The organism is Pyxidicoccus caerfyrddinensis (assembly GCF_010894405.1).
GTDB lineage: Bacteria > Myxococcota > Myxococcia > Myxococcales > Myxococcaceae > Myxococcus > Myxococcus caerfyrddinensis.
The window spans coordinates 171,859-188,413 of the sequence record NZ_JAAIYA010000014.1; the positions used below are offsets into that span (position 1 = coordinate 171,859).

Consider the following 16,555-nt stretch of genomic DNA (forward strand, 5'->3'; position numbering starts at 1 on the left):
GGGCCCCTCCGCTGCATGGGAGGGGCCCGCCCCGTGGGCTCAGGACGGCGAGGAGCGGTTCGCGCCGAGGGTGACGAGTCCCTCACCCGCGCGGATGAACAGGTCCTGGGCGAGCCGCTCGCTGAAGCCGAGCAGGAAGCACACGGACATGTTGAGGTAGAGGGCCGACTCGGGCGTCGCCGGCTGGAGGGGCAGCACGCCGGACTTCATCAGCGCGAAGCCGAAGATGGCGCAGTACATGCCGACCAGCGGCTTGAAGAAGCCCTGCATCAGCATGGAGACGCGGCTGGCGCCCCGCATCTTCTCGAAGTCCCCCAGCCGCATGAGGATGCTCACCACACCACCGACGGCGCCGCACAGCCCCACCAGCAACAGCGTGCGGGCGGGAACGCCGAGGAACGTCGTGGCCTCGGTGGTGAGCAACTGGTGCACGAGCGTGGCGAGGCCGTGGCTGCACAGCAGCAGCAGCCCCAGCCCGAGCACCACCTGCATGGAGGGCGAGCTGGAGCGGAGGATGGGCAGCGGGCGCAGCGGGTAGAGGCGGTCCGCGAGCGCGGAGGCGATGCGCAGGCGCGTGCTGCGCGCGAAGGAGAGGTTGGGCTTGTCCCCCAGCAGGGCCGTGATGCACAGGTCCAGCGTCTCCACGGCGGGCGCTCCCAGCTCCGGAGCGGCCTTGCCGCGCAGCACGAGGACGCGTGAGAGCTCGGCCTGGAGGTCCGGCTCCATCGGCTGCGAGAGGCGCTGGCGCAGCTGCGTGGCCAGGGGCTCCGCGAGCGCTGGGGCTTCCCGCATCTCCGGTGCATCCGAGGGGATGACGGTGAGGGGCTCGAGCGTGGCCGCGGTGCCGGGGCTGCCGCGTGGCGCAAGCGTCCACGCGGGCGCGGTGACGACGGTGTTCCGCGCGGGCTGGACGGCCGGGAGGGCCGACGTGGACGTGGCGGGGGAGACCGTGAGCGCGGACTCCGGGGTGGGCGGGGGCGGACTCATCGCGAGCGCCGGCGCGGACTCGGCGGGAGCGCTTGTCAGCGCGGGGGCGGGGACGGGCGCGCTGACGGCGACGGCGGGAGCGATGGTGGCGGGTGCCACCGTGGGCACCGGTACCGGAGCAGGCTGGCTCACGGCGGCGGGCGCGCTGGCCTGCTTCGCCAAAGCCTCGGTGCCCGTGTCGCTCCGCGGAAGGAGCGCCTGCTGCTTCCGCAGCGCGTCCAGCGTGGCCGCGTCGAATTCGGCGGTGATGGGGAGCTGCTGCTGCGCCTGGAACTTCTTGAGGGCCGCCTTCGTGTGCGAACCCATGGCCCCGTCGGGCGTGCCCGGCTCGAAGCCGAGGAACATGAGCCGCAGCTGTCCCTCGCGCACGCCCACGTCCGGCGAGGCCTGGGTGGACAGGCGCAGGTACGCCGACGCCAGCTTCTTGTCGTACTGGTTCTTCTCGTAGGCCGGGCCGTTGTAGCCCTTCGCGAAGGTGGCCCAGTCGTGGTTCTGCAGCGCCTTCCCCAGCCCGTTCTTCTCGATGAATGCGGCGAGCGCGCCGAGCTGCTCGTCCTCGGACGCCATCATCCGGTCGACGAACTGCTCGACGGAGCCGTAGCCCAGGTCCGTGGCGTGGAAGCCCATCACCTGGCCCAGGCCCCAGGACGCGCTCATCAGCGCCGCGGACGCGTCCAGCGCGAGCGCCCGCTCGAGCCGCTCGTACTCCGCCACGCCGCCCGCGTAGCCCCCGGCCTTCGGGTTGCTGACGTCAGGCGCCTGCGCGTCGAAGCGGCCCTTCGTCCGGCGGCTGAAGATGTGGCGCTCGAAGAGGATGATGGGCCGGCGGTCGGCGAAGTAGCCGCAGCCGCGCGTCTCCACCTGGAGCACCGTCCACAGCTCCGCGGGGTGGACGGACAGCCGGCTGGCACAGGCGTCGATGCCCTGGGACGTGAGTGGAGTCGCGGCTCCCGTGAAGCGGTTCGTGGCGGACCTCGCGGCTGGGGTGTGCCCCCGAGCGTAGGCGCCCGCGCTCCGTGGGAGCCATCCCCCCTCTCGCGCGGGCTCGCCTGCCCACCTGGGAGCCATTCGCCAGCGCTCCATGCCGAGAGTGAAATGTCGTACACCCTCCTGGAGGGGTGGCAAGGAAGTAGGACTCGACCCTGGGCGCCGCTATGGTCACCCTCGTCGGGACCCGCCCCGAGGAGCCATGAACTTCGTCTTCATCTCCCCCCAATTCCCGCCCCAGTACTTCCACTTCGTCGCCGCCCTGCGCGAGCGCGGCGTCACGGTGCTGGGAATCGGCGATGCGCCCTTCGACTCGCTGCGCTCCGAGCTGCGCGAGTCCCTGCGCGAGTACTTCCTCGTCCCCAACCTCCATGACGAGGACGCCCTCGTCCGCGCGGCCGGCTACCTCACCTGGAGGCACGGGCGCATCCACCGCATCGACTCGCTCAACGAGTCCTGGCTGGAGGTGGAGGCCCGCCTGCGCGAGGACTTCCACGTCCCCGGCCTGCAGCCCGCGGACATCCACCGGCTGCGCTCCAAGTCCGGCATGGCAGAGGTCTTCCACGCCGCCGGCGTGCCCCACCCGGAGCTCATCCGCGTGCGCGACGCCGGTCAGGTGAAGGCCTTCGCGGAGAAGGTGGGCTACCCGCTCGTCCTCAAGCCCGACGTGGGCGTGGGCGCGGCGCACACGTTCAAGGTGGCCAGCGACAAGGAGGTGGATGCCGCCCTGTCCCACCCGCTGCCCACGTCCTACGTGGGCCAGCCCTTCGTGCGCGGCACCATCGTCACCTACGACGGCATCGTCGACAGGCACGGCGCCATCGTCTTCAGCCTCAGCCACCAGTACAGCGACGGCGGCATGGAGACGGTGCTGGAGAAGCGCGACATCTCCTTCTGGAGCCTCCAGGAGACGCCCCCCGGCCTGGACGTCCTGGGCCGCGAGGTGGTGGCCGCGTGCGGCCTGCGCGAGCGCTGGTTCCACCTGGAGTTCTTCAAGCTGCCGGATGGGAAGTTCATCGTGCTGGAGGTGAACCTGCGCCCGCCCGGCGGCTTCATCACCGACATGATGAACTACACGTGCGACATCGACGTGTACCGGCTCTGGGCGCGCGTGGTGACGGGGGACCCGGTGGCGGACTTCCGCTATACGCCGCGCTACAACGTCTGTCATAGCGCGCGCCGCAAGAGCCGCCGCTACAAACACAACCACAAACAGATTGTGGAGAAGCTGGGCAAGTCACTCTTGCAGCACCAGGAGCACCTGCCGCCCGTCTACCACAGCCTCATGGGCGAGGAGATGTACCTCACCCGGCACGCGGACCTGGACGCCATGCACGACGCGGTGCGCTTCATCCAGGCCACCGAGTGAGGCTTCAGCGCTCCGTCCAGGTGAGCTGGTACGTGCTGCTCGGTGCCTCCGGGTCCACGTGAATCCGCGTCACCTTGGGTGACTCGGCGCCGCCCACGCGGAGCATGGACTCGAAGAGGGACTCGACGTAGCCGGGCTGGTCCAGCACGGAGTTCATCTTCATCTCGTAGGTGGTGGGGCCGCGCTCGACGAGCTCCGCCTCCGTGTAGTTGTCCGTGGCGTGCAGCGTCTGCGGCAGCCGCTGCACCAGCCGGCGCGGGCCGAGCAGCCGCATGACGCCGTACACCGCGCGGCCGATGACGGTGCGCCCGTAGCCCTGCACGTGCGTCTCGGCCAGCCTGCGGAAGGCCTCTTCGCGGGGCATGCCCGGGTACGTCTCCTCGACGATGACGGAGAGGCAGTGCATCCACAGCGGCACGGGGTAGGCGGGCAGCAGGGGACGGTCCAGGTCCACGCCCACCTGCCGCAGCCGCTGCTTCAGCCGGGGTGACACCTTGCCCTGGAGGCCATGCTGGAGCAGGCCCTCCACCACCTGCACATAGACGAGCCGCTGCTCCAGCGGGACAGGCTTGCGGAGCTTCAAGTCAGGCGCCTCACCCCAGCAGCCACTGCATGGCTTGCGGCAGGCGGCGCTGCCAGTCGCGCTCGTGGTGCTCGCCGCCGGGCTCGAGCACCAGGGACAGCTCGTGGGACGCGTAGCCCGCGCGCTGGAGGTGCTCGTAGAAGGCGCGCGTGGCCTCGCCGTAGTTGAGGGGCACGCCGTCGGTGTGGATGAACTCCCGCTCACCGGCGTCCAGGTAGATGCGCGTCCAGCTGCGGCGGTGGGCGGACCACTCCTCGAACAGGCGGCCCTCGCTCCACATGACGGTGGGCGACAGGGCGCCGATGCGGCCGAAGACGTCCGGGTAGCGGCAGCCGAGGTACAGCGAGATGAGCCCGCCCAGCGACGAGCCCATGGCGCCCGTCCACTCGGGCTCGGGGCGGGTGCGGTAGGTGCGGTCCACCAGCGGCTTGAGGTGCTCCACCAGGAAGCGGCCGTAGGCCTCGCCGCGAGCCTTCACGTGGCCGCGCGGCTCATCCCAGGGGGAGTACTCCTGGAGGCGCCCGGCGCCCGAGTCCACCGCGACGATGATCCACGGCTCCAGGCGGCCCTCGCCCACGCCCTGCTCCAGCGCGAGGTTGGCGCACCACGTCTCGAAGCGGGCCGACTCCGGGTGGGCGAAGACGTTCTGCCCGTCGTGCATGTAGAGCACGGGGAAGCGGTGGTGCGGCAGCGCGTCGTAGGCGTCGGGTGTGTAGACGCGGACGGTGCGGGCGAAGCCCTCCTGGGGGGAGGGGAAGTCTCGGACGATGTGGACGTATCCCATTGGTGCGGAGCGACAGCATACATGGATGGGGAGACACCTTCCCCCTGGCGGCTCGGGCCGCTCCCCGGTCCACGGGTTGTGAGGGATTTGCGGGTGCTCGGCTGGTGGCCTGGGAGGCTGGCCCCGGGTCTGCACAGGGCCCAGGTCGAACGGGTGTCGGGCCCCCATGCCAGGGTGGTTGTTATTGGATTGGACGCTGATGGAACTGGACCGGATGCACCTCGCGGCGCTGCTGCTGACCACCGACTCCGACCTGCGCCAGGCCCTGGCCGGGCTGGACGGCTCGGAGGAGGCGCGGCTCCGTCACGCCGCCGCACAGGCCCGCGCTAAGGCGGCGGAGTCCGTCGCCGAGGAGTTGCTGAGGGTGGACCCCCGTGCCGCGTGGGCGTGAGGCGTGTCTCCGCCGTGGACGCCGCGTCCGTGGCGCGGACGGTGTGAGGGATTGGGGTTCCTGTAGGGAACAGTGGTCCCGGATGTGCAGAGGGTGTGCGGCGTGCGTCGCGTGCTCTCACTGGGGTTGCTGGGGTGCTGGCTGTGCCTTCCGGTGCAGGCGGCGCCGTATGAAGTGGAGCCGGAGGCGGTAGGTGAGCTGGACCTGCTCGCGCTGGCGGAAGAGGGGGCCATCTCCGGAGAGACGCTCGCGGCGCTGCTGGCGCTGAGGCGGGCCGGCGTGGACCCGAGGCTCGCGACGCGGGCCACGCTCTATGGACTGCCCGGGCTGACGTACGCGGAGGTGGATGCGCTGCTGCGGGCTCGGATGCGAGGGGGTGGCTCGCGTGCCGTGTCCAGCGGGGGGCTCACGGAGGAAGAGGAGCGGAGGCTCGCGTCGTTCCTCGTGAGGCGTGAGCCCGGACGCCTCGTCGGTGATGCGCGGCTGCTGATGGCCTTCGCCGCGTCGGATTCGTTGCCGCCACCCGCCGCGTTGCAGGTTCGCGCGGGAGGGCTCGCGGGGCTGCGAGCGGGCGTGCTGCTCTCCCTCGCGCGTCGTCGCCTGGGCGTGCTTCGGAGAGATGAGGGCCGACGTGCCCTCGTCGTTGAGGCCCCCGGTACGGCGGTGCTGCTGCCGAAGCTCTACGCGCAATGGACGGGAGCGCGTGCCTCCGTGCTCGCGGGCACGTACCGGCTGGGCTTTGGACAGCGCCTCACGCTGGACACGACGTCGTTGCCCTCGCCGGATGGCTTCCTCCCCGACGATGGCGTGCGTCCACCCGGCGCGCTGGAGCGGGAGTGCCTGGTGGGTGGCACCGGATGCGAGCCCGAGGAGCGCCTGTCCGACGTCACTCCCGACTTCGCCTGGGATGAAGGCTTCCGTGGGCTCGCGGGCACCGTGCGTGGCCCGGTGGGGGCGGGCGCGGAGCTGTCGCTCACCGGCTTCGGCTCGTACCAGCGTCGCTCGCTCCAGCGGAGCGCGGTGCTGGACCGCTCGGGGTGCATGGACCCGCGAGGCACCTGCCGGGCTCCGGACGTGCTGGTGCCGCTGTCGGGCTCCCACGTGGAGAAGCTCACCGCGCGCACCCTGCCGGGCGTCTTCCACGAGTGGGCGGGCGGAGGCAACGCGACGCTGTCCCTGTCCCCGCGTGCCCATGTCGGGGTGACGGGCTGGGCCGCCCGGCCGGTCTGGTCGCTGGAGGGAGCCCGGCTCGACTTCCAGCCGGGGGCCCGTTTCCCGGCGGGCGGTGGCTTCGGTGCGGTGGGGTTGGATGCGGCCTGGGGCCGTGGCGCGGTGGACCTCTTCTTCGAGGGCACGCGCAGCTTCGATGCCGCTCCCGAGGGAGGCGGTGGCTTCGCCGCACTCCAGCGCACCGTGCTCTCCAGCGAGCGGCGCGAGCTGGAGGTGGCGCTGCGCTACTACGGGCGCGACTTCGCCAACCCCTACAGCGGCGCGCCGTCCGGGCCGGATTCACTGGAGGGCCTGCGCGTGCGCAACGAGGTGGGCGCCCGCGTGCGCTACCTCCAGCGGGAGGAAGGTGCCTGGAGGGTGCGAGGGCAGGTGGATGCCTGGACGCTGCCGGCCGACGGCGCGACGCCGGGAACGGCGGGCACGATGCACCTGCGCGCCTCCGCACGGGCGGACTGGCTCGCGTGGTCGCGATTCCAACCGTCGCTCCAGGTGGAGCTGCGCGACTCGGATACCGGTGTCTGCTCCGGGGACGCGAGTGCGGACTCCTCCGTGCAGGACGAGGCAGGTTCCTGCTCACGAGGCCGATACGGCGTCACGGCGCGGGTGCGGTCCGAGGTCGCCGAGGGCGTGACGGTGGCGGTGCAGTATGGCTACGCGCGTGTGGAAGAGCCCGAGGCCAGGGGTCCCCGATATGACGGACAGGCCGTCCTCGACGTGCGACTCGCGCCCACGGAGTCCCTGAAGCTGGGCGGGCGCGTGGTGTGGAAGGACGAGGACCTCTCCGAGCGCAGCCGGCTGCGGCAGGAATTGCGCACCGCCGTGGACGCGAGCTGGGCTGCCTTCCGAGCGGTGACGGCCCGGGCCCGGTACGCGTGGGTGCTCGACCTGAAGGACGCGAGCGTGGCCCGCGTGCCGCCCGACCCGCCGCGCCACCTCTTCCACCTGGAGTTGGAGACGCGGTTCTGACGCGTCGCGGATGTGCAGTGAAACGGAGGACGTCGAACGTGAGGGTTGCCGACATGAGGGGATGGGGAAGGAGTCTTGGAGGGGTGGTGCTGCTCGGCGCATGGGCCTGTGGAGGGACACCACCGGGCGAGGGCATGGACGCGGCGTGCGCCGGGCTGTTGCCCGGGGACCTCGTCTTCACCGAGTACCTCAATGACCCGGTGGGGACGGACACCGGCCAGGAGTACGTCGAGCTGCACAACCCCACGCGTGCCACCGTGGACCTCGAGGGGCTGACGCTCTACGCGGCCCGCGTGGATGGCTCGCAGGAGCGGGCCTATCTCTTCACCGGCTCCGTGCCGATGGCCGCGGGGAGCTATCTCGTGCTGGGAGACGTGCGCGAGGGACCGCTGCCCGCGCACGTGGACCACGCGTATGGCGAGGCGCTCGGAGCGCTGGGCAACTCGGGCGGGACGCTGGGCGTGCGGTGTGGGGAGCGGGTGGTCGACGAGGTGCAGCTCACCGCGCCCGCGAGGAGCGGCGTGGCCCGCGTCTACGACGGACGGCTCGTGCCCGACTCGGCCGGCAATGATGACCCGGAGCGATGGTGTGACGGGAGCGGAGCGGAGGATGCCGCGCCGGGGCGGGGGAGCCCGGGAGCGGCGAATGCCCCGTGTGATTCCACGGAACCGTCGAGCCCCGCGACCGGGGACGCGGGCGTCGTGGCGTCCTGCGTCCCGGTGGGAGCTTCCGTCGCGCGGCCCGTGGTGTGGCCGCGTCCGGGAGAACTGGTCATCACCGAGGTGATGGCCAATCCCCGAGGCGACGACACGCTGGGCGAGTGGGTGGAGGTGCTGGCCACCGCGCCCGTGGACCTGAATGGGCTGACGGTGGGCTCGGACTCGACGGGGACGAAGGTGGAGGGACGGGCGTGCGTGTCGCTCGCGGCGGGCGCGCAGGTGGTGCTGGCACGTCGCGAGGACGCGGTGCTCAACGGTGGGCTGCCTCCACCCGTGGCCACGTTCGGCGTGGACCTGCGCAACTCGGGCGGGGTGGTGATGGTGCGGGCGGGAGACGTGCTCGTCGATGCCGCCGTGTATGGACTCGCCGAGGAGGGCGTGGCCACGCAGGTGTCCGCGCCGCTGTCGGACGCGAAGCGCAATGACTCACAGGAGGCGTGGTGCAGGGCCACGGAGGTCTACGGGACACGCGGAAACCTGGGGACGCCCGGCCGTGCGAATCGGGTGTGCAGCAGCGGAGGCTCGTATGGAGGTGTGCCAGATGCGGGCGCACCGGATGGAGGCAGGTCCGACGCGGGAGTTCCGGATGGGGGCAGACCCGATGCGGGGGCTCCGGATGCAGGCACCGTCGACGCGGGGACTCCCGCGAATGGGTGCATCGACCGTTCGACGGGGAAGGCGCGCGCACCGAGAGTCCCTGACGCCGGCTCGCTGGTCCTCACCGAGCTCATGGCCGACCCGAGCGCGGTGGCGGATGCGACAGGCGAGTGGGTCGAGGTCCTCGCCTTGCGGGACGTGGACCTCAACGGCGTGGCCCTCTCCAACGAGAGCGGGAGCAGCACGGTGCTCACCGCGACGCTGTGTCTGTCCCTCAAGGCTGGCGGCCGTGCCGTCCTGGCGCGCAGCGAGGACGCGGCCGTCAACGGCGGACTGCCCGCGGTGCTCGGCACTTTCTCGTTCAACCTGGCGAACAGCGCGGGCAATCACCTGCTCCGACTCTCCATGGACGGGCGGCTCCTGGACGCGGTGACGTGGACCGCGGCGGCGGTACCGGGCGTGTCCTCGCAGGTGGACCCGTCGCGGAGTGATGCCACCCGGAACGACCTGGCGGGCAGCTTCTGTCCCGCGCCCGCCGGGGCACGATATGGCCTCGGAGACCGGGGGACTCCGGGCGTGGAGAACCGTCCATGCGCGCCCTGAGAGGGTGGATGCTTGCTGTGCTCGCCACCGTCCTCCTTTCCTGTGGAGGGGAGCCGGCTTCTCCCTGTGGCCCCACCACGGCCCAGGTCGCGGAGGCCATCGACGGGGACACGCTCCTCCTGGAGGGGGGCGAGCGCATCCGCTACCTGCTCGTCGACACTCCCGAGAGCACTGGAGGCGCGAAGGACTGCTTCGGCCCGGAGGCCCACGCCTTCAACCGTGGCCTCGTCGAGGGACGGCGGGTGACGCTGGCCTACGGCGAGGCGTGCACGGACCGCTTCGGCCGGCTCCTCGCGTACGTGTCCGTGGACGGGCGCGAGGTGAACTCGCTCCTGGTGGAGCGGGGCCATGCCTGTGTGCTGCACGTGCCACCCGCGGGGCGCGCGCGGCGCGCGGAGTTCGAGTCGCTGGAGGCGGAGGCCCGGCGCGCGCGGCGAGGGGTGTGGGGTGCCTGCTCGCCGGTTCCCTGTCAGCGGTGAGCGTCTGCCTGGCACGAGGGGCGCACCCGTGGCCGCCTCCCGGGCGGGGCATCACTCGGGCCCGATGCGAGGGTGGGCAGCCCCCGTGCACTGGCGGAAGTATCCAATGGGGGAGCCCATGTCCCCCGCTCATCCATCCAGGAAGCCCACCTCCTCGCGAGCGGCCGTGGGTGCGTCCCCATTCGGGGTTGCCGAAGGGGAGGCGCTTGCATGAACCCCTGCGCCACACCGCCGTGCCGCCTCCCGGACCTGCTGGAGGCGCGGAGACAGGACATCCTCCGGCGCTGGGAGGCACGGGTGGGCGAGCTACTCGGGGAGGGGGCGCCGCCCCGCGCGGCATGGGTGCGCGCACCGACGGGACTGGTGGATGCAGTGGTGGACCTGTTGCGCGGAGCGCACGTGTCGATCGACCTGGAGAGGGCCCGGGCCTTTGGTGGCCGGCTCGGCCGCGAGCGCTACCTGGCGGGCGTGGACGTGGGCACGCTGGTGCGCGAGTACGGCCTCTTGCGCGATGCCATCCTCGAGGTGCTGGAGGAGGCGGGCTGGATGCCGGAGCTGGCCGGGCTGCGCCTGCTCAACCAGGCGCTCGACGTGGGGCTCGCGGACGCGATGGTGCAGTATGGCCGCGAGCAGGAGCGGGGGCTGCGGGCCACCGAGTCGACGCTGCTCGGCATCCTCGACCACGCGCCGGCCGCCATCTACGCCAAGGACCCGCGGGGCCGCTATCTCTTCATCAACCGTACCTTCGAGCAGTCGCTCGGGAAGGGCCGCCGCGACGTGGTGGGCCACACGGACCAGGAGATGTTGCCGCCCGACCTGGCGAAGGTCTGCGAGCTCAGTGACAGGCAGGTGCTCGCCAGCCGCCGGACCCTCGTCACCGACGAGCACCAGCTCCAGCCGGACGGGCCTCACATCTTCCAGTCGGTCAAGTTCCCGCTGCCGGACGAAGCGGGCGGCGTGGCGGCCATCTGCGGCATCTCCACGGACGTCACCGAGGCGCGGCGCGCCGGGCGGGAGCGCGACGAGGCCCGCGAGCACCTGAGTCGCATCATCACCCAGCTGCCCATTATAGTCTGGGCCTCGGATGCGAAGGGCATCATCACCCTCTGCGAGGGCGAGGGGCTGCGGGCCGCCGGCGTGGATGGCAGCCAGCTCGTGGGTCGCTCCACCTTCGAGGTGTACGCGGACCGGCCGGACCTCATCGAGGCCACCCGTCGCGCGCAGGCCGGCGAGTGCTTCGCCCTGGAGATCGAGATGGGCGGCGCCTGGTTCGTGACGCGCATCTCGCCCGTGCTGGGGGCGGACGGCGAGGTGGTGAGCGTGGCGGGCGTGTCGCTCGACATCACCGAGCGGCACCGCGCGCAGGAGGTGCTCCGCCAGTCGGAGATGCGCTACCGCCTGGCCACCCTCGCCACCAGCGACGTCATCTACGACTGGGAGCTCGACACCGGCCACATCGAGTGGAGCGAGCTGGCCGCCCGGCAGTTCCGCCTGCCGTCCCACCACGTGCTCGACATCCACGAGTGGACGCGGCGCATCCACCCCGAGGACCGCGCGCGGGTGAGCCGGCAGATGCAGGCCGTCATCGACCATGGCGAGAGCCACTGGGCGGACGAGTATCGCTTCCAGCGCGGGGATGGGACGTGGGCCGTCATCTCGGACCGGGGCCAGGTGATTCGCGACGCCGCGGGCCGCGCGGCGCGCATGGTGGGCGCCATGCAGGACGTCAGCGAGCAGCGCGCCGCGGAAATGGAGGCGAAGCGCCGGGCGGAGTTCGAGCAGTTGCTCATCGGCATCGTCAGCCATGACTTGCGCAACCCCATCTCCGCCATCACCATGGCCACTACCACGCTGCTGCGGCGGGAGGACCTGGACGAGCGGCAGCGCAAGGTCATTGGCCGCATCCTCTCCAGCGCCGAGCGCGCCACGCGCATGCTGCGCGACGTGCTGGACTTCACCCAGGCGCGCCTGGGCGGCGGCATCCCCATGCAGCCCCGCGCGCTCGACCTGCACGAGCTGACACGACAGGTGGTGGACGAGGTGCAGCTCGCCAACCCGGAGCGGCGGCTGGTCATCGAGTGCAGCGGCGACGGCCGCGGCCTGTGGGACGCGGACCGGCTGGCGCAGGTCATCACCAACCTGGTGAACAACGCCATCCACCACAGCCTGGAGCAGGGGCCGGTGCGGGTGCGCACGCACGGCACGCGCCGGGCGGTGGCGTTGGCGGTCCACAACCTGGGGCCGCCCATTCCTTCAGAGCTGCGCCCGCGCCTGTTCGAGCCGATGAAGCGCGCCGAGCGCAAGGACGCGCGCGACAGCCGGGGCCTGGGGCTGGGCCTGTTCATCGTGAAGCACATCGTGGACGCGCACGGCGGCGGGCTCCGCGTCCACTCCACCCCGCACGAGGGCACCACCTTCCTGGTGCGCCTGCCGCGCCTGCTCGGGCGGGAAGTCGCCGCGCGGGACATGCCCCACGCGAGCGCCTAGCTGGCGCGCGCGTGCCGAGACAGTCGGGCCACCAGCGCCACCGCGATGGGGGCCACGCCGGACAGCAGCATGGCCGTCCGTGAGCCCGCGGTGTCCAGCAGCACCGCCGCCGCCGCGCTGCCCGCGCCGATGCCCAGCGCCCAGCCCGCGTTGAATAGCGCGAAGCCCTCCGCGTGCCGGTCCGAGGGCAGCTTCCGCTGAAGGAGCGAGATGTAGAGCGCGGACTGCGGCGCGAGGAAGAAGCCGCCCGCCGCCAGCCACAGGGCGATGCCCCAGGCGCTCCCCATCAGCCCCGTGGGCACCAGCATCGCGCCCCACAGCGCGAGGAAGAAGAGTCCGCGCCGCAGGGCCCCCGCGTCGGTGCCCGGCGTGCGGGACTGCGCCGCGAGCAGCCCGCCCACCGCGCTGGTGGCGGACAGCAGCGCGGCCATCAGCCCCCACGCCTCGGCGCGTGCGCCCAGTTGCTCCAGACGCGGAGGAATCGCCGCGTCCACCAGGCCCCAGCTCACCCCGTTGGCCACGACGCCCAGGTAGATGAGTGCCGGAAGGCCGGTGCGGAAGGGGGCCAGCGACACGCGCTCGCCGGGGGCGGCGGAGGACGGGGGCGGCTCGCGGTGGGACAGGCGGCGGTTGAGGAGCGCGCCACCCGCGTTGCACACCGCCAGCGTGACGAGGGCCAGGGCGGGGTGCGCCAGCGCGAGCGCGCCCACCAGCGGTGGGCCCATCATCCACTGCACTTCAATCAGCACCGCGTCGATGGAGAAGGCGGGCTCCAGGAGGCGGGCCGGCAGCAGCGCGGGCATCAGCGCGCGGTACGCGCCGAACACGCCCGCGGGCACCACGCCCAGCGCCAGCGACAGGCCCAGCAGGAGCGGCAGCGGCGCGCGCAGCACGCTGCACACCGCCAGTGCCAGGCACAGCCCGGAGGTGACGAGCAGCGGCCCGAGCATTCCGTCCGGCAGCCGGCGCCGGTCCATGGCGCGGCCACCGAAGGGCGCGGCCCCGGCGGCACCCAGGGCGTAGGCGCTCGCCATCCACGCGCCGGACGCGTACGAGCCGGTGGCCGCCTCTCCCGCGAGCAGCAGGGCGAAGGCCGCCATCGTCCCGCTGAGCCGCACCACGGACGACGCCGCCACCCACCGGCGCCAGCCCGCGTCGGCCCAGAGCGCGCGCTGCGCACCCCGGCCCTCCCCGAGCATTCCCGCGTGTTCGGACATGGCTTCCCTCCTAGCTGGAAAGCGCCCCGAGTGCCTCCTCTGCGCCCAGGTCCGGCAAGCGTGCCCATGGGAGGAGGGCCGGGGAGCGGGAGCCCCTTGCTCCCCGAGGGCCTGCCCGGTTAGCACGGGGGCGGCACGAAGCATGTCTCGTGGAGGGGTTCATGAAGAAGGTCCTCATCGGCGTGGGCGTTGGGTGCGGTCTCATCATCCTGGTAGGCGTGGGCCTGCTGGTGGCTGGCGGCCTGTGGGCGAAGAACACGTTCGGCGGCAGCATCGAGGCCGGACAGAAGCTCGCGGCCCAGGAAGAGGAGCTGGCGAAGCTCAACCAGAGCATCGCCTTCCAGGCGCCTCCGGAGGGCGAGGTGCTCGCGCTCGACGCGAAGCGGCTGGAGACCTACTTCGCCGTGCGCGAGGGGGCGCTGCCGGTGTTCAAGGCGATGGAGCAGAAGGCCGACGCCTTCGAGAAGGAGCACGGCGGCGATGACAAGAAGAACGCCAACTTCGGCGCGGCCGTGGACGCCGCGAACATGATGATGACCATGACGGTGGACGTGCGCGCCGCCTACCTCGAGGGCTTGAAGAAGCACGGCATGTCGCCCGCCGAGTTCCAGACCATCACCACCACCGTCTACACCTCGCTGATGGCGGACGGCATGGAGCAGGCCCAGGGGGCGCTGAAGCAGAGCCGCGAGGCGATGGAGAAGCAGCTGGCCGCGCTGGACAAGAAGCTGGAGGGTGACTCGCTCTCCGACGAGGAGCGCACCCAGACGGAGGAGGCGCAGACCCACCTGCGCACCGCCATCGAGGCCATGGAGAAGGGTGAGGCGAACCCGGGCCTGGGCAACCTGACCGCGGAGGGCCGGAAGGTGGCGGCCGCCAACGTGGCGCTGCTGAAGACGTACGACAAGCAGGTGCAGGCGATGGCCAGCTCCGCCTTCGACAGCTTCCTGCTGGGTGGCTCCGCCACGGACGCGCCAGAGGGCGCGAGCGCGCAGGAAGACGACTAGCACCCGTCACGGGCGCGCCCGGTTCAGGCCTCCACCTCGGTGGAGTGCCTGGGCCCGGGGTGCTCCCGCGGCTGCTTCTGGCCTCGCGCCTCACGCCGCCGGGCGCGCAGGCTGGCCCACACCGACGCGCCGATGAGCACGACGATGATGCCCACGGACAACAACGGCGTGACGTGGAGCCACGGCTCCAGCACCATCTTCAGTCCCGCGAAGGCCAGCACCCCGGCCAGCCCGTAGTGGAGGTAGCGCAGCTGCCCCACGGTGCCGGACAGGAGCAGGTACAGCGCGCGCAGCCCGAGGATGGCGAAGGCGTTGGAGCTGTAGAGGATGAAGGTGTCCTGCGTCACCGCGAAGGCGGCGGGCACCGAGTCCACGGCGAAGAGGATGTCCGTCAGCTCCAGGCCCATCAGCGCCAGCAGCAGCGGCGTGGCCACGCGCCGGCCGTCCGCGAGCCGGACGAAGAACTTCTTGTCATGCACCTCCTGCGTCACCGGCAGCCGGTGCGCGAGCCAGCTCACCGCCTTGTTCTCCTGCTGCTGGGCCGGGTCCTCGCGAAACACGCGCCAGGCGGTGATGAGGAGGATGGCGCCGAAGACGTAGGCCACCCAGCTCCAGCGCTCCAGTGCCGCCGCGCCCAGGAAGATGAAGAGGGCGCGGAAGACGAGCGCACCGAAGATGCCCAGGAAGAGCACGCTGTGCTGGGCCCGCTGGGGAATGCCCAGGCTGCGGAAGATGACGAGGAAGACGAAGACGTTGTCGAGGCTGAGGCTCTTCTCGATGAAGTACGCGGCCAGGTACTCCTGCGCCGCGCGCGCGCCGAAGACGCGCCAGACGAGGACGTTGAAGAGCAGCCCCGCGGAAATCCACACGCCGCTCCAGATGATGGCGGCCCGGTGGGACTCGCCGCGGCGCCCGCGGTGGGCAATCAGGTCCACGACGATGAGCGCGAGCACCACTGCCCAGAAGACGGCCCATATCCATGTGGGAATGTGGTGCATGGCTCCGTCCAACCTATGCATCTCCCCGGGCGGCCAGCCTCCGGCGCTCCGGCCCGCAGGTGGGGAACGGTAGGGGCGTCGTCACCCCGCCCCTGGGACGAGCGGGCGTCCATGACGGACTGCGTAAAGACAGACACAAGCGGGCAGACGGGGGCTTGCAAGCTCTCTTCGCGAGCATCCGACCTCCAGATGTGCCAGCCTCACGCGGTACGCCGCCCGTGGGGGGCGGCATGAACAGTCATCGCGTGCGGGGGAGGGGCGCGCAGACGTGCAGGAAGTGGAGGGGGTAGTGAGATGAACAAGGTCATCTTCGCCTGTGTGCATAACGCCGGTCGCTCGCAGATGGCGGCGGCGTTCTTCAATGTGATGGCGGACCCGGACAAGGCGCGCGCCGTGTCCGCGGGAACGCAGCCCGCGGAGCAGCTGCACCCGGAAGTGCTGGAGACGATGCGCGAAATCGGCATCGACCTGGCAGACGCGAAGCCCCGCTTGCTGACGGATGCGCTGGCGCAGGACGCGCACTGGCTCATCACCCTGGGCTGTGGCGAGGCGTGCCCCAACGTGCCGGGGCTGAAGCGCGAGGACTGGCCGCTGGAGGACCCGAAGGGCCGCTCCCTGCCGCAGGTGGAGCGCATCCGCGACGAAGTGGCCGCCCGCGTGGCGGACCTGCTGGAGCGCGAGGGCTGGATGCGCGCCGGGTAGCTGAAGCCGCGGCTGGCCTGAGGAAGCGTGCGGGCCGCCGCGCCACCGTACCGGAGCCGACAGCTGCTGAGGGCCGGAGCCCGCCGCTGAGGCGCCGTGCCGGCCCCGCCGGCCAGGGGAGGTGACGGACCGTCCGGCGTCCGGGTGCGACCGCTCACCCCACAGGCGGTCTTTCTCGCCGGGGACATGCGCATCCTGGAGTCGTCTCCAGTCCGAGGTGCGCCGTCATGAGCACGTCCGTTCCGCCTGATTCCACGTCCCTCGGGGCACCGCCCTCCGCGCCGTCACTGGCGTCGTCGCCGGGGGCCTCGCCCTCCTCGCCGTTCCTGGCGTCGTCGTCGGAGTCCACGCCTCCAGGGGAGTCGTCCGCTGGAGCCACCTCGCCCCGGCCCACGCCTCCCAGGACATCGTTCCCCGGAACCGCTCCGTCGAGGACGTCGTCGTCCCGG

At 71.8% G+C, this 16,555-nt stretch carries 13 protein-coding genes; 8 read left to right on the forward strand and 5 right to left on the reverse strand.

Translation table 11 applies throughout. From position 1 onward, the window contains the following. Positions 1 to 39: 39 nt before the first annotated feature. Complete coding sequence (locus tag G4D86_RS52270; RefSeq protein WP_205519875.1) at positions 40 to 2,055, reverse strand: N-acetylmuramidase domain-containing protein; 2,016 nt, start codon at positions 2,053 to 2,055, stop codon at positions 40 to 42. A gap of 121 nt (positions 2,056 to 2,176) precedes the next feature. Here G4D86_RS52270 and G4D86_RS31210 point away from each other — a divergent pair, with 121 nt between their 5' ends. Next, entirely contained in the window at positions 2,177 to 3,343 is a 1,167-nt protein-coding gene (locus tag G4D86_RS31210) for an ATP-grasp domain-containing protein (protein WP_163997722.1), read from the forward strand. A 4-nt stretch (positions 3,344 to 3,347) separates the two neighbouring features. Here the strand turns inward: G4D86_RS31210 and G4D86_RS31215 are convergent, their stop codons facing one another. Then, on the reverse strand, positions 3,348 to 3,926 hold the full coding sequence (locus tag G4D86_RS31215) for a DUF2378 family protein (protein WP_163997723.1): 579 nt from the start codon (positions 3,924 to 3,926) through the stop codon (positions 3,348 to 3,350). Positions 3,927 to 3,936: 10 nt separating this feature from the next. Next, positions 3,937 to 4,710, reverse strand: a complete 774-nt coding sequence (locus tag G4D86_RS31220) for an alpha/beta hydrolase (protein WP_163997724.1) — start codon at positions 4,708 to 4,710, stop codon at positions 3,937 to 3,939. A gap of 199 nt (positions 4,711 to 4,909) precedes the next feature. On the opposite strand from G4D86_RS31220, the gene G4D86_RS31225 reads away from it, so the two are divergent. From G4D86_RS31225 to G4D86_RS31245, 5 genes are all read left to right on the forward strand, one after another. Beyond that, positions 4,910 to 5,101, forward strand: a complete 192-nt coding sequence (locus tag G4D86_RS31225) for a hypothetical protein (RefSeq protein WP_163997725.1) — start codon at positions 4,910 to 4,912, stop codon at positions 5,099 to 5,101. 102 nt (positions 5,102 to 5,203) lie between these two features. Further along, a complete protein-coding gene (locus G4D86_RS31230; protein WP_240360562.1) occupies positions 5,204 to 7,297 on the forward strand; it encodes a hypothetical protein in 2,094 nt (697 codons plus the stop codon). 53 nt (positions 7,298 to 7,350) lie between these two features. Next, positions 7,351 to 9,216, forward strand: a complete 1,866-nt coding sequence (locus G4D86_RS31235; protein WP_163997727.1) for a lamin tail domain-containing protein — start codon at positions 7,351 to 7,353, stop codon at positions 9,214 to 9,216. Then, complete coding sequence (locus tag G4D86_RS31240) at positions 9,204 to 9,695, forward strand: thermonuclease family protein (protein WP_240360563.1); 492 nt, start codon at positions 9,204 to 9,206, stop codon at positions 9,693 to 9,695. Before G4D86_RS31235 ends, G4D86_RS31240 begins: the two co-directional genes overlap by 13 nt. A 210-nt stretch (positions 9,696 to 9,905) precedes the next feature. Continuing rightward, positions 9,906 to 12,182, forward strand: coding sequence for a PAS domain-containing protein (locus G4D86_RS31245; RefSeq protein WP_163997728.1), 2,277 nt, complete (start codon positions 9,906 to 9,908; stop codon positions 12,180 to 12,182). On the opposite strand, the gene G4D86_RS31250 is transcribed toward G4D86_RS31245, so the two are convergent. Next, complete coding sequence (locus G4D86_RS31250) at positions 12,179 to 13,399, reverse strand: MFS transporter (RefSeq protein WP_240360564.1); 1,221 nt, start codon at positions 13,397 to 13,399, stop codon at positions 12,179 to 12,181. The genes G4D86_RS31245 and G4D86_RS31250 overlap by 4 nt on opposite strands. A gap of 161 nt (positions 13,400 to 13,560) precedes the next feature. Between G4D86_RS31250 and G4D86_RS31255 the strand changes: the two genes are divergently transcribed. Next, a complete protein-coding gene (locus G4D86_RS31255; RefSeq protein ID WP_163997729.1) occupies positions 13,561 to 14,406 on the forward strand; it encodes a hypothetical protein in 846 nt (281 codons plus the stop codon). A gap of 23 nt (positions 14,407 to 14,429) precedes the next feature. Here the strand turns inward: G4D86_RS31255 and G4D86_RS31260 are convergent, their stop codons facing one another. Next, positions 14,430 to 15,404, reverse strand: a complete 975-nt coding sequence (locus tag G4D86_RS31260; protein ID WP_163997730.1) for a TerC/Alx family metal homeostasis membrane protein — start codon at positions 15,402 to 15,404, stop codon at positions 14,430 to 14,432. Positions 15,405 to 15,698: 294 nt separating this feature from the next. Here G4D86_RS31260 and G4D86_RS31265 point away from each other — a divergent pair, with 294 nt between their 5' ends. Continuing rightward, on the forward strand, positions 15,699 to 16,106 hold the full coding sequence (locus tag G4D86_RS31265; protein ID WP_163997731.1) for an arsenate reductase ArsC: 408 nt from the start codon (positions 15,699 to 15,701) through the stop codon (positions 16,104 to 16,106). Positions 16,107 to 16,555 lie beyond the last annotated feature (449 nt).

Bases quoted from the DNA above. Each gene is read 5' to 3' on its own strand.
- G4D86_RS52270 (WP_205519875.1), bottom strand. From the start codon at position 2,055: ATGGCTCCCAGGTGGGCAGGCGAGCCCGCGCGAGAGGGGGGATGGCTC.
- G4D86_RS31210 (WP_163997722.1), top strand. From the start codon at position 2,177: ATGAACTTCGTCTTCATCTCCCCCCAATTCCCGCCCCAGTACTTCCAC.
- G4D86_RS31220 (WP_163997724.1), bottom strand. From the start codon at position 4,710: ATGGGATACGTCCACATCGTCCGAGACTTCCCCTCCCCCCAGGAGGGC.
- G4D86_RS31225 (WP_163997725.1), top strand. From the start codon at position 4,910: ATGGAACTGGACCGGATGCACCTCGCGGCGCTGCTGCTGACCACCGAC.
- G4D86_RS31235 (WP_163997727.1), top strand. From the start codon at position 7,351: ATGAGGGGATGGGGAAGGAGTCTTGGAGGGGTGGTGCTGCTCGGCGCA.
- G4D86_RS31240 (WP_240360563.1), top strand. From the start codon at position 9,204: ATGCGCGCCCTGAGAGGGTGGATGCTTGCTGTGCTCGCCACCGTCCTC.
- G4D86_RS31245 (WP_163997728.1), top strand. From the start codon at position 9,906: ATGAACCCCTGCGCCACACCGCCGTGCCGCCTCCCGGACCTGCTGGAG.
- G4D86_RS31250 (WP_240360564.1), bottom strand. From the start codon at position 13,399: ATGTCCGAACACGCGGGAATGCTCGGGGAGGGCCGGGGTGCGCAGCGC.
- G4D86_RS31255 (WP_163997729.1), top strand. From the start codon at position 13,561: ATGAAGAAGGTCCTCATCGGCGTGGGCGTTGGGTGCGGTCTCATCATC.
- G4D86_RS31260 (WP_163997730.1), bottom strand. From the start codon at position 15,404: ATGCACCACATTCCCACATGGATATGGGCCGTCTTCTGGGCAGTGGTG.
- G4D86_RS31265 (WP_163997731.1), top strand. From the start codon at position 15,699: ATGAACAAGGTCATCTTCGCCTGTGTGCATAACGCCGGTCGCTCGCAG.